General features: G+C 55.1%; 13 protein-coding genes. 3 read left to right on the forward strand and 10 right to left on the reverse strand.

Annotation, left to right across the window (positions count from 1 at the left end):
• Nucleotides 1-41: 41 nt before the first annotated feature.
• Both WCY31_RS05235 and WCY31_RS05240 read right to left on the reverse strand, forming a co-directional pair.
• On the reverse strand, nt 42-1,163 hold the full coding sequence (locus WCY31_RS05235) for a DUF2235 domain-containing protein (protein WP_345973481.1): 1,122 nt from the start codon (nt 1,161-1,163) through the stop codon (nt 42-44).
• A gap of 1 nt (nt 1,164) precedes the next feature.
• Entirely contained in the window at nt 1,165-3,636 is a 2,472-nt protein-coding gene (locus WCY31_RS05240; RefSeq protein WP_345973483.1) for an EAL domain-containing protein, read from the reverse strand.
• Between the two features lie 105 nt (nt 3,637-3,741).
• On the opposite strand from WCY31_RS05240, the gene WCY31_RS05245 reads away from it, so the two are divergent.
• Entirely contained in the window at nt 3,742-4,086 is a 345-nt protein-coding gene (locus WCY31_RS05245) for a zinc ribbon domain-containing protein YjdM (protein WP_231021018.1), read from the forward strand.
• A gap of 59 nt (nt 4,087-4,145) precedes the next feature.
• Here the strand turns inward: WCY31_RS05245 and WCY31_RS05250 are convergent, their stop codons facing one another.
• From WCY31_RS05250 to WCY31_RS05265, 4 genes are all read right to left on the reverse strand, one after another.
• Nucleotides 4,146-4,982, reverse strand: a complete 837-nt coding sequence (locus WCY31_RS05250; RefSeq protein WP_345973485.1) for a transglutaminase-like domain-containing protein — start codon at nt 4,980-4,982, stop codon at nt 4,146-4,148.
• Nucleotides 4,979-5,209, reverse strand: a complete 231-nt coding sequence (locus tag WCY31_RS05255) for a DUF350 domain-containing protein (RefSeq protein WP_231021020.1) — start codon at nt 5,207-5,209, stop codon at nt 4,979-4,981. Before WCY31_RS05255 ends, WCY31_RS05250 begins: the two co-directional genes overlap by 4 nt.
• Nucleotides 5,210-5,347: 138 nt before the next feature.
• Nucleotides 5,348-6,001, reverse strand: coding sequence for a hypothetical protein (locus WCY31_RS05260; RefSeq protein WP_345973487.1), 654 nt, complete (start codon nt 5,999-6,001; stop codon nt 5,348-5,350).
• A gap of 40 nt (nt 6,002-6,041) precedes the next feature.
• Nucleotides 6,042-6,173 (reverse strand): hypothetical protein, encoded by a 132-nt coding sequence (locus tag WCY31_RS05265; RefSeq protein ID WP_345973489.1) that lies wholly within the window; start codon nt 6,171-6,173, stop codon nt 6,042-6,044.
• 297 nt (nt 6,174-6,470) lie between these two features.
• Here WCY31_RS05265 and WCY31_RS05270 point away from each other — a divergent pair, with 297 nt between their 5' ends.
• Entirely contained in the window at nt 6,471-7,418 is a 948-nt protein-coding gene (locus WCY31_RS05270; protein ID WP_345973491.1) for a hypothetical protein, read from the forward strand.
• A 7-nt stretch (nt 7,419-7,425) separates the two neighbouring features.
• Here the strand turns inward: WCY31_RS05270 and WCY31_RS05275 are convergent, their stop codons facing one another.
• The 3 genes from WCY31_RS05275 to WCY31_RS05285 form a co-directional block, all read right to left on the reverse strand.
• Nucleotides 7,426-8,580 carry a DUF2235 domain-containing protein gene (locus tag WCY31_RS05275; RefSeq protein WP_345973492.1) on the reverse strand — a complete coding sequence of 385 codons (1,155 nt, stop codon included), beginning with the start codon at nt 8,578-8,580 and terminating at the stop codon, nt 7,426-7,428.
• 92 nt (nt 8,581-8,672) lie between these two features.
• Nucleotides 8,673-9,743, reverse strand: coding sequence for an alkene reductase (locus WCY31_RS05280; RefSeq protein WP_345973494.1), 1,071 nt, complete (start codon nt 9,741-9,743; stop codon nt 8,673-8,675).
• A gap of 119 nt (nt 9,744-9,862) precedes the next feature.
• On the reverse strand, nt 9,863-10,780 hold the full coding sequence (locus WCY31_RS05285) for a DUF3137 domain-containing protein (protein WP_345973495.1): 918 nt from the start codon (nt 10,778-10,780) through the stop codon (nt 9,863-9,865).
• Nucleotides 10,781-10,965: 185 nt separating this feature from the next.
• Between WCY31_RS05285 and WCY31_RS05290 the strand changes: the two genes are divergently transcribed.
• Nucleotides 10,966-11,604, forward strand: a complete 639-nt coding sequence (locus tag WCY31_RS05290; RefSeq protein WP_345973497.1) for a hypothetical protein — start codon at nt 10,966-10,968, stop codon at nt 11,602-11,604.
• Nucleotides 11,605-11,655: 51 nt separating this feature from the next.
• Here the strand turns inward: WCY31_RS05290 and WCY31_RS05295 are convergent, their stop codons facing one another.
• Nucleotides 11,656-12,198, reverse strand: coding sequence for an ester cyclase (locus tag WCY31_RS05295; RefSeq protein ID WP_345973499.1), 543 nt, complete (start codon nt 12,196-12,198; stop codon nt 11,656-11,658).
• Nucleotides 12,199-12,307: the final 109 nt, after the last annotated feature.

Below are 12,307 nucleotides of genomic sequence, written 5' to 3' on the forward strand. Positions count from 1 at the left end.
TCTGCGGGGAACCGCTCTTTTTTTTTCCGAACTTTCTTTTTTCATCCCTTTACATTACAAGCAGCCGGGCCGTTGCCGTCCACCGTATCGATGTCGCACGCCGTTTGCGCCGTGCAATCAAAGAGGGGTTGTTTTTCTTTGGCGGGCCACTGTTCCCAGGGTTCGACGTCATAGTCCATTTCCAGGATCCAAGGATGGTAAGCCGTCGGATGCTTTGCATGACGTTCGAGCACGCTGGCGTGGACGAGGGGTTTGCCGCGGGTCGCCGCGTCCCAATGGCGCTGCTCGCGGCGGTAGAGACGGGTCAGCCATGTCCCGCGCGAATCGTGCATCTTCCCCTGGGCATCTTCATGGGGATCGACCGTGTGTTTCGGATAGATCAACAGCCCGTGGTTGATCGCCTGCCGGGTGAGCCAGACCAGGGGGATGTCGGAGAGATCCTGCTCCGCATACCCGCCGCCGACGTCGGTATGCATCCCGCTGAACCAGACCTGTTTGACGGTCTGCCACTCTTTGACCTGTTGCTCCCACAGCACCGGGTGGAAGGTTTTGCGTTCGTCGTCGATGGCCAGGGCTTGGTAGGCGTGCGTGATGGTTTCACTGAGCCTGAAATTGTGGAAACGGTGGCGGAACCCCGGAATGCCGTCGAGCAGGACGCTGAGGCTCTTGATGGGAAGGCCGAGTGCGGCGACGGTGTCGTAGCAGCCGATAAACTCCACCTTGGTCCACATATTGTGATGGTCTTTCAAAAAGGCAGCGGCTTTCTCCTTGCGTTTGCCCTCATCCTCGATCATGTAGATATCATAGGCTGTGGCGATCAGTTCGGGACGGGATTTCGGCAGGATGCCGAAGTAGTGCAGGAACCCCGAGAGGCTGCGCACCGTAGCCGCGCCGCGGCTGAACCCGAACAGGAAGATCTTGTCCCCGGCTTCATAATGCTCAAAGAGAAAACGGTAACACTGCTGAATATTGCGGGAAATGCCGAAACCGCCGACGTTCCCGGTCAGCCGGTGGATACCCGTGCCAAGCCCCGGGTCGTAAAAGGCGATCTGCCGCGGGGTGCGGTCCTCGATCATGTTGAAGAGCTTATAGATATTGGTGTTGTTGCCTTTGCCGCCCTCCTGACCGGTCCCGTCGGAGAAGATTACGATATTTTTTGCCATGTCATCCCTTTTTGATTTGATCCCGTACAAAGTATTTGGCGACCAATGCTCCCGCCGTCATCGGTTTGTCAAAATAGTAGCCCTGGAAAATATCGCATTTCATTCTCTTGAGCAGCTGTACCTGGCCTTCCTTCTCGACGCCTTCGATCACGACTTTCATCCCCAGGGCATGCCCGAGTTCGGTCATGGTCTTGACGATCACGGCTGTTTTGGCGTTGAATTCGATTTCGTCGATAAAACTCTTGTCGATTTTAATGGTATCGACCTGGAAGGATTGGAGGTAGGTAAAGGTGGAGTAACCCGTCCCGAAGTCGTCGATGGCGATCTTGATGCCCGCATCGCATAGCGACTTGATGGTTTCGATGTTATCGGTAGAGCTTTCGACGATGATCCTTTCTGTCAATTCGAGTTCGAGGAGGTCTGGATTGAGATTGTACTCGGAGAAAAGGTCCAGAAGGTCCCGGATGAAGTAGGTGTCGTTGATATCGACTGCCGTGACGTTGACGGCGGCAAAGATGCCGTCCCATCCAATCCGCTGCCACTGTTTGAGCGCCTTGCAGGACTCCTCAAGGACCCAATGCGTGATCCGCAGAATCAGCCCGTTCTGTTCGGCAATGCCGATGAAGGTGTCGGGGGTGAGTATCCCCCGTTTGGGGTGACGCCACCGCAGCAGGACTTCGACGCCGGCGAGACTGTTGTCTGTGGCACTGATCTTCGGCTGAAACAGCAGGAAAAACTCGTTGTTATCCAGGGCCTCGAAAAGATCGTTGTGGAGCTTCAGACGTTCGATGGCCATGTTGTCCAAGACGGGGTTGAAGAAATAGAATCGGTTCTTGCCGAGCTCCTTTGCCTTGTGCAGCGCCGTGTCGCTGTTTTTCATCAGGGTGTCGTAGTCATCCCCGTCATTGGGATAGAGCGCTATTCCCACGCTGGCCGTAATATGGATGATGTGGTTGTCGAGGTTAAAGGGTTTGCGGATCTGGACAAGAAGCTGGTCGACGATATGCGTCAGGCTCTCCGTCGACTGGATCCGTTCGAGGATGATGAGAAACTCGTCCTGCCCCATGCGCAAAATGGTGTCAAAACGCCGGAGATGGGCTTTGAGACGGCCACTGAGCTGCATCAGCAGCTGGTCGCCGACCTTGTGGGTCATCGAGTCGTTGATGTTCTTGAAGTCATCGATGTCGATGGAGAGGACGGCAAAGGGGAGTTTGTCTTTTTTCGCATAGCTCATGGACGATGCGAAAATACGCTGCAGGGAGTGACGGTTCCCGATGCCCGTCAGCTGGTCGATGTAGAGCAGCGACTGCAGCTGGTCCCCCAGGGCGTAAGAGAGGACGATGATTTTGAGCAGTACCCCGAACTGCTGGGAGTGCAGGATAAACCAGGTCGACGGCAGTAGACCGAACTTATGCAGTGCCAGCAGGGTGGAACCGGCGAAAAAGAGACTCCAGGCACCAAGGTAGAAACGGGCCCGTCTTTTATTGTGCTTCTGGATGACAAAACCGGCGGAGAGCAGTATGATGGGCGTAATAGCCGCCAGGAGGGTCGTCAGTTTGACCGTCAGGTAGTAGATGTCGAAAAAACTCATGATCATGGGGACGAGGTTGATGATGATGATGACGTTCAAGACGGAGTGCAGTTTCGGCGTATAGAGTTCCGTTTCCAAAAAGCGCTGGCCGAAAAGGATGGCCGACAGGATCGTAAGATCGACAAAGAAGGGGACGCCTTCGTTGTACAGCCAGGGGTGATCGGGGAAAAGCAGCATAGGCGTGAAGCCGTCGAAAGAGAGCTGCATCATCGTATAAAAGACGATAAAGCCGACATAATAGAGATAGATGGCTCTGCGGAAGATCAGGAAGAAAATAAAGTTGTAGAGCGACAAAATAATGAGGATGCCGTAAAAAATGCCGTAAAAGAGGAAGCGTCTCTGGTCGGCATCCTGCAGGGCATCCGGGTCATTGATGGTGATGGGGAGATCGATCGACGATTGGGAACGGATCTTCCAGACCAGTGTCGTGGTCTTGCCCGGAAGCATCGTGATCGGGAAACGAAACGTCAGGCTCGACAAGGGACGTGAAGCGACGGGGCGCTTGTCCCCGCTGGCAAAATGAGCGATGACTTTTTTGTTTTCGATCACGTAGAGATCGACATAATCGAGCAGGGGGTTTTCCAGGTCGACGATCCATGCATTCTCGGTATGGGAGGTGTTCTTCAGTGTCGAACGCAGCCAGATGGTGTCATCGACATAACCGAAGGGGAGCTGGGCCTTGTCAACGGTGTTGCAGATTGCCGGGCTGCTGCCCTCCAAAAACATGTCGACGTTCAGCATATTCAGATGGTCCATGCAGAGCAGGACAGAGTCGGAGAGATCATACTGTTTTCCGCTGGAAGTGACATTGATGACAGGTTCGGCGGAGAGGGGATTCAAAGTGAGAAAAATCAGAATAAAAATATGAAAAACCGTTTGCATGGGTTCATTATACTCCATAGGCATCTAATTTGTATTAATAACGTGATAAATGATTTTGCGCTTGTTAGTTGAACTGGTACAATTAGTTTTTTGAAAAGGATGAATATGGAACAATTGCCCAAATGCCCCCAGTGCGGAAGCGAATACACTTATGAGGATGGTGAGCTTTACGTCTGTCCGGAGTGCGCCCATGAATGGTCAAAAGATGCCGCGGACGCCGGTGCTGAGGATGCGTTTGTCGTGCGTGACGCCAACGGGAACATTCTGCAAGACGGCGATACCGTGACGGTCATCAAGGACCTGAAGGTCAAGGGCGCATCGTCCGACATCAAGGTCGGTACCAAGGTCAAAAATATCAAACTGAACCCTAACAGCGACCACAACATCGACTGTAAGATCCCCGGTGTCGGCGCGATGGGACTCAAGTCCGAATTCGTTAAAAAAGTCTGATTCCTCTTCCGACGGTCGGCGGGAGCACGCCGACCGATTGCTGCGTTTAATTTTCCCGTTTAATGTTCTTCAGCCGGACGGAAGCGTGCGGTTCTGATCCATTGTCCACCCGTGTAAGCCGTTGTGAGCGGCGATCCGTAGTTGTACCAGATGTACCGGTCGTTGAACATCCCCTTGGGATGGTAGTTCGGCAGAGCGGAGGCCAGGGGAAAGCTGCTCTTCACCCGCTTGGCCGTTGCTTCGAGAAGGTAGGTGTTTCCCGCTTCGAATACGACAACCCAGGCATGCCCTTCGTTTTTATAGGTTCCGAAGACGACCCGCGCATCATAGCCGATTCCTTCCAGCCAGTCGGCGAGCAGTATGGCGTGATCTTCGCAGTCGCCGCGCCCGCTTAAGTAAGCCTCCTCGGAACTGAGCCAGATCTCGGCATAGCCCTTGAACTGCTGTTCGTCACGCTCGTAGCGCATATGCCTTGCTATATGGTGCATGGCACTCCATTTCGAATCGACGCTGAAGGGGATGAAGTGCTTGAAAAAACCGTTGGCATAATAGGCTTTGAGATCGCGCCCATAGGCGAAATAGGCTACGGGTTTCTCATGGAAACGCTGGGAACCGGACCCCTGGCCTCGCGACTTGTTGGCGGGCCGGTCCAGCCATGCCGGGATCCTGGCGCTGCGTTTCACCGGCACGGAGAGCAGCTGCATCTCGCCCGCTCTCGGCCCCGGACGGTGACGGGGAAGGGACTGGCCCGGGGAAGTGACGGTCGTCGGCGGCGGCACCGGCAGGGCGGCTTCGTCGTGCCGCTCTTTCAGTGCCGTGATGAAGAAGAGGGGGACATAGAGCAGGATAAGGACCCGCAGCAGGATAAAGAAGGTTCGCAGGTACTTTGCGATCATGTCATCGAAGAGGCGACGATGATGGCGATGAAGATGAGGATGGTCGACGCGAAGATCGCGGCGGCGACGTTGCCTTTTTTGATCTCCTCCTCGAGGGCGATGGATTTAAGCAGTTTGCTGTCGATGTATTTGAGGGCAATGACGGCGATCACGAGCACGGCCACCGTATAAACAAGGTTGACGGAAAGGTTGATCAGGGTGGAGATGAAAAAGTCGCTTTCGGGCACAGGCGCGTCCTTCGTTGGAAATGATGAGGTAGTGTAGCGCACCTTTTCTTTTACGGGCACGAAGGGGGAAGTAAAAGGGGGCCGATAGGGAAGGGACGCGAACGTTAGCGCTGCGGATACCTTAGCATCCGCAGAATGTTATTGAAACTCTTTGACAATGACGCTGTCCGTCGACCAGCATCCTGTATCATACTGAACCCCTGTCGCCCCGCCGCTTGTCGCTCTTGCATACATGCTGACAGTGTGCGATCCGGCGCTTAAACCTGAGAAAAACCCTTCCATCGTCACGGCGACGCCGCTCACACCGACTTCAGCTGTTTTGACACTGCCGCGGATACGGCCGTTGGTTGTTGCCGTGTCATCGATCCTCAGTTCGAAAATCACCCCGGTACTTGTCATGGTAGAAACGGAAAGACGCCCGCTGAATACGACATTCAGAACCGTGCCGTCCTGGGCTTTTGTAAAAGAGCCGATCGTAGCGATTTTCGTATAGGTTGTCGTGACGCTGACCGATGAAGGACAACTGACATTGAGGGTTGTCCACCTGACCAGCCCCGCTTCGGCGATCGCAGTGGCATTGGTCTGTATCGCTGTTGCATTGGCGGTGATACGTGTGTCGTTGTCGTTGATCTGGGTTGTATGCTCCGTAAAGTTGTCATTGACTTCGGAGGCATAAGCGGTCGTACCGGGGGTGAACGTTGTCATCCCGCTGACCTGCCCGGCGTAAAGACTCCCTGATACCATCAATGCCGAAATACCGAGAAGGCGCAATCCAAATTGTCTGATTTTCATGATGAATCCTTTTGAGTTTGTGTTCTACTGGAAACGGTCGTTATCCCCAGTTGTCCTGATCCCAGGTCATCGTGTCCCAGTCACCGGAACCGGACGATGAACCGCCTCCGCCTCCGCATCCGTAAATCGCGATCGCTGTGATCGCGAGGATTGCCAGGAACCAACGTTTCATGTCATCTCCTTTTCGCTCGTATCCTCATAGAGTATGCGTATACGAGAGCAGATATTTACATCATAACTCCACAATACTTAAAATAACAGATTAAAATCAATAATTCAAAATAGATATGGACGGTATGAAAAGGTGCAGCAAGCGCGGAAGCAGTGATATTTTTCATGACAGAATTGGATGTTTTCGATGCGTTGTTTCGTCGCCATCAGCTATAAAATGTGATGTTATTTTGATAATTTGTGGAGAGAATAAGACTCTTTGATTTAGAATGAATGATTGCGATGACGAAGGGGAAAAATGCAACTGCTGATCGTACTGCTGGGCGCGCTGCTCGGCTTTATCTACGGATTCAACACCGACGGCTTTATCTTCAGCTCGAATATCTGTCTTTTCGCGGGTCTGACGATGATTATGCCCTCCTTGTTCAAGGTGAAGCTGACAGATGTCAAGCTGCTGTGGCACCACCGTACCGTCGTGGCCAAAAGCCTCCTGCTCAACTTTGTCCTCCTCCCGATCTTCGCCGTCATTATCGGATTGCTGAGCCGCGACTACGGCATCGCCGCCGGACTCTTTCTGCTCTCGGTGCTCAGCGGCGGCGGGATGGTCATGTACTGGATCAAAAAGTCAGGCGGCGACACGTCGCTGGGCTTTCTCATCCTCTTTATCAACCTGCTGCTGATCTCGCTGTCGTTTTTGATGCTGCACCTCTTCGGCGTCTACACCGAGAGCTATTTCGATACCCTCTACACCGACGACAATAACAACATGGAGAGCTACGCGCGGCTGGTCATCGAACTGCTCATTGTCATTCCCTTTATCGCGAGCCGTTTCGTGGTGCTGTTCAAACCGCTGGAGAAGTTCATCGAGACCTACCGCCCCTACATCAGCAACATCAGCATGTTCATCATCCTCTTCTACCTCTTCGGTCTCCAGAGCACGCAGAACCTCGTCGATCTGTACGATTTCGAACCCGAACTGATTGTTATCGCGCTGGCTGCCGTTATCGCGTTTTACGTCCTGGACCTGCTGTGCGCCTGGTTTATCTTCAAGATGGAGTCTCCGCAGGAGCGTGCCGCTTTCTGGCACAGCGTGACGCGCTATATCACGCTGGCGCTGGTCCTCTCCACCTTCTCCATGAAAGCGTTCGGGGTGTCGATGCTGCTGCCCATCATGATCGCCTATATGATCCAGATCCCCTTTGCGATCCTTACCGACCGGAAACTGGTCGAGAAAGAGACGGCCTAAGCCGTTTTTATCCGGCCCGGCCCGGATCGTTGAAATAGACCCGGCGTTTGCCGCCGGGGTTTTTAAGGTTTGTGATCCAGTCACTCGTTGAGAGCGCATAGCGGTCTCCGACGGCGGAAAGATGCCTGTAGCTTTTGCCGGGATCGGCGGGGGGCTCGAAGAGGCTGTGACCGGCGGCCGTCTCCCCCAGGAGCTCAAGCCCTGCAAGAGCAGGGATCTGTGCAGCGGCCTTCGAATACATCAGCTGCAGGGCACTGTTGCTAAGGCCGAACGCGACCGGTGCATGCTCAACGAAACAGGCATCCAGGGCCCAGTCGGAGAGGGCGGGGAGCTGGGTGAGGGTATGGAGCAATTCGTAGCCTTTCTCCTTGGCCTCCTGCCGCAAGGTATCGACCTGCTGCTCGGCCTGCGCTTTCTTGTGTTTCGGGTAGACCCGGTAAAACTCCGACCCTTTGACCAGTAGATCCTGCCGGTCGTCGAGCTCCCCGTATCCGCCGCCGATATCGGCGTGGACCCCCATCAAGGCGATCTCCTCCGTGTTGGCTTCCGTCGTTCCGTCAGCGCGCCTGAGCGACTCCAGCGGAAAGTTGTGGCGGTGTTCGTCTTTGGCGGTCAGGTGGACGATCTTTTCAGCCGAGTCGTTCGAGAGGTTCAGGTCAAAGCCGATGTTGACCTCGTTGGCAAGGCCTATTGTCGCCACCGTATCGAAAAGCCCGACAAATCCGACGCGTACGTTTGCATCGTGTTTGTACGCGGCATTGATGCGGTTGACGAAGTCCCGCGCCTCCGCAGAACCCCGGCTGAAACCGAAGACATCGATGACGACGGCGTCGCTGCTGCTTTGCCGCACGGCCGAACGGACTTTTTTGAGCTTCCGTTTGACGAAGCTTTTGGCATCGCCCCCGAAGGCCATGTGAAGCGCGTCGTAATAGTCGTTTTTGGCCTTCTTCCTCTGCCGTATCGCCTCGACGGCCTTGGGAGAGAGGGTTTTCCCCTGTTTGTATTTTCCCGTGCCGACCCCCTGGGAATAGTAGGCGGTATAGCCGCTGGCACGGTAGACTTTGTAGAGTTTGGCGACGTTGCTCAGCGACCCGTCACCGATGAGGTCGTCATTATAAAGATTGTTACCGGTACCGTCAAAAAATACGCCAAGCCGCAGCATCGCTTCTCCTTGTGTAAAACTCTTTATAACACCATAAAATATTTTACATATAAAAATGCTTCACGGGAGAGCGGCGACGCGGCGTTGCCGCGCTATGAGAGCGTCGGGTAGTCGAGGTACCCTTTTTCGTCCTGGGTGTAGAAGGTGTCGGGGTCCGGTTCGTTCAGCGGGGCGTCGGCGTTGAAGCGTTCGGGCAGGTCGGGGTTGGCGATGTAGAGCAGCCCGTAAGCGACGGCGTCGGCGAGACCGTCGGCGATGACGGCATTTCCCCTTGCTTTGTCATAGCCGCCGCAGGTGATAAGCACACCCTTGTAGGCGTCGCGCAGGGCGGCGAGTTCGACCACGTTTGCCCCGTGGCGGATATCCCCTTCGAGGGCATCGACGATATGTACATAGGCGAGGTTTGCATCGCTTAGCCGGTTGAGTGCATAGGTAAAGAGCGTTTTGGGGTCGGAGTCGCTCATGTCGTTGAAAGTCCCGCTGGGAGAGAGCCGTACCCCTGTGCGGTCGGCGCCGATGGCGGCGCTGACGCCTTCAACGATTTCGAGTAGGAAGCGTACGCGGTTTTCGACGGAACCGCCGTAGGCGTCTTCGCGCCTGTTCGTGCCGTCGCGCAGGAACTGGTCGATGAGATAGCCGTTGGCACCGTGGATCTCTACGCCGTCGAACCCGGCGGCAATGGCGTTTTTCGCCCCGTCGACATACTGCTCTACAATGCCCGGGATCTCCGCCGTCTCCAGGGGGCGCGGGGTGACATAGTCCTGCATCCCCTCGAAGGTGAAGGTCTGTCCCGCCGGTTGGACTGCCGAAGGGGCGAGGGGAAGCTCACCGCCGAGGAAAGAGGGGTGGGAGATGCGGCCCACATGCCACAGCTGCAGATAGATCTTCCCGCCCTTGTCATGTACGGCCTGCGTCACCTGTTTCCATGATTCCACCTGTTCGGGCGTATAGATGCCCGGCGTCGCGGGGTAGCCCATCCCCATCGGGGAGACCATGGTCGCTTCGCTGATGATCAGGCCGGCGGAGGCACGCTGGGCATAGTAGTCGGCCATCATGGCGTTGGCCCGGTGCTCTTCTACGCTCCGGCAGCGGGTCAGCGGCGCCATAACGATGCGGTTGTTCAGGGTGATATTTCCGACGTTCAGCGGTGAAAAGAGATCCATATTCTGCTCCTGTGTGGTGATGGGCCATTATTTCATGGGCGCCGTAACAGCAATCTTAAAAACCGGGGGCAGTTTTCGGGTATCAGATATGATCTTGGGAGGGGAGTGAAGCTGCGCGCCTAGAGGCGGTGATGATGATGGATCGCCTTGATGGCCTCGCGCGCGAAATTGAGCGCATTGATGCTGTATGTCAGGTCGTTGAAGGTCCATGAGAAAGGCTGGAAGAAACCGCCGTTGAGGACGGCGATGTAGATGGTGTCCCCGACAAAGGAGATGCGGGGAAAGACGCGGTACTTTTGAATCAGCTCTTCGAGTTTTTCCATCACCGTATGCGACAGCAGAAAGTTGGCTTCGATGGGATCGCTGCCGTGGACGACATACTCCTTTTCAAAGCCGCCGCTGTCGAGGCGTATTCTTGCCAGCCCCCGGTACATCGCCGTGGGCTGCAGACCGCTGCCGATAAAGCCGAGATGCTTCTCCGCCAGGTCGAAAGAGACGATCGTCGTGCCCTTTACCGGTCGACGGGCCGCCGTGACACCGAACAGACCGCCCAGTACCGGCACCTTCTCTCCCTTGTCGAGATGTTCGAGCATGACGTGCGACATCCTCACCGGGAGACCGTCGTCGTCATAGGTCAGGAGGTTGTTGGCTTCATAGGTTTTGGCGGGAAAATCCTCCGCCAGTTTCGACGCGAGGATTTCACGGTAGGCGATGCCCCCGTAGGGATTGTATGTGAGCGCGGGGTCGATCGCCCGGAGCAGCGGGGCAACGACGAGACGCTGAAAACGCTTGAGCGTCCGCCGTCTTCTTCCCGGCTTGCGCCTGGTGGCAAGTATGCTGTATATCAGCGCGAAACAGAGAAGAACCAGCACGGCGATCTTTGGCTTTCCCGCGAGGACCAGGACACCCATAACCGCAAGGAGGGTGGTGAAGAGCACGGCTTTGAGCGTGCCGTTCAGGGGGATTGTCTGTTCGGGGGGAATGTTCGGCCGGATCTGTTGTTCGAAGACCTGTTCCAGTTCAGCCAATGTCTTCAAACCGCCGCTCCTTTGTACCGATCTAAACAAGATCTTTTGTAGGAGATTATATCGAAGGTCTGCTGCACCGCTCTGCGGAACATACTGCTTTGGCGGAATCGCTATCATGACGCCATACGAACGGGCGGTGCCGAAGGCGACGGGTTATAATAGGGCAGAACAGATGCAATGGGAGGAAACAATCTATGAACCTCGACAAACTCAAAACGGCCGAAGCGGAATTCTTTGCGATGTACCCCGGCGGTTTCGGGGATGAGGCGCTATTGCCCATCGTCAAACGGCATCACAGCGCGGAAATCGGCCGACAGGTCGAAACACTTTTTGCCGAAAACGCCTTCGGGCAGCCTGATGAGGTGTGCGACAACTTCGCGAAGATCGTCTCCAAATCCTCCATGATCTCCTTTTTCGAGAAACCGCGCGTGCGCGACATGGTCAAAGGGATGAGCCCGGAGCAGAAGGATATGCTCTCCATCGCGCTGTACGAACTGCTGCACGGCAACGAAAAAGAGGGCTTTGAAGGGCTAGTTGAAGTGTTGTCGTACTACAAGCTGGCAAAATGGTCCCTGGTCTCCATGCTGCCTTATTATTACAACCGCCGCAAGGCGTTCTTCATCAAGCCGACGACGACCAAGAACATCCTCAAACATTTCGAAATAGGGGAGCTGGTGTACAAACCGCGCCCGGCGTACGCCTTTTATAAAGGCTATTCAAAAGTGCTCAACGAGATGAAAAAACGCGTAGACCCTTCACTGGGAAAAGACAATGCCGCGTTTACCGGTTTTTTGATGATGGCGATGGGAATGGAGGAGCGAAGGCACGGATGAACGGCTTCGCCCCGGGGGAAACATTATGCGACCCTATGATGCCCTCTGGTGCTATTGCCCCAGTCCGATTTGCCGCATGAACTCCTGATTGTCCCAAAAGAGGTACTCCTCGTCCATCGTTCCCTCATCCGTCCAGTGGCCGAACGTCGACATAGTCAATTTGAATGACTTTCCGGTCGGTTGAATGAACTTGCCATCTCCGATGGGCATCGGGCGTGTAAAGGTGCCTTGGATGACACCGATGACGGCCGTCCACTCTCCCTGCGCGACTTTGATCGGGTGGGTTTCGATCCGGGTGTCCGGGGCCCACACGAACATGCCTTTCAGGTCTTCTATGTGAGTGCCGATCCCTTTCGTCATCCGTCCGTCGGGCCAGTGGACGACAATGTCCTTCGCATGGCTGCGGGAGAGTTCGTCCCATTTCTGGCCGCTGTAGACGTTAAAGTCCAGGTCGTCGAAATTGGACAGGTTGGCCGCAATGCGTTCCTGGTCTTTTTCGCAGGCGACGCTAGGCTGCACTTTTGCACAGCCGCCGAAACCGGCGGTAAACGCCACCATTGCCGCTAATGCGCAAATCTTTATGATCGTTTTCATGGGGAATCCTTCCTCATCTTCCGCAGTCTGCGCTGCCGATGATCCGTGACGCGCTTTCATGCTCAAAGGGAGTAACGGGAGCGCGGCACATGCCTGATTCCTCCATTAT

It is taken from the genome of Sulfurimonas sp. HSL3-1, from assembly GCF_039645995.1.
Classification (GTDB): domain Bacteria; phylum Campylobacterota; class Campylobacteria; order Campylobacterales; family Sulfurimonadaceae; genus Thiomicrolovo; species Thiomicrolovo diazotrophicus.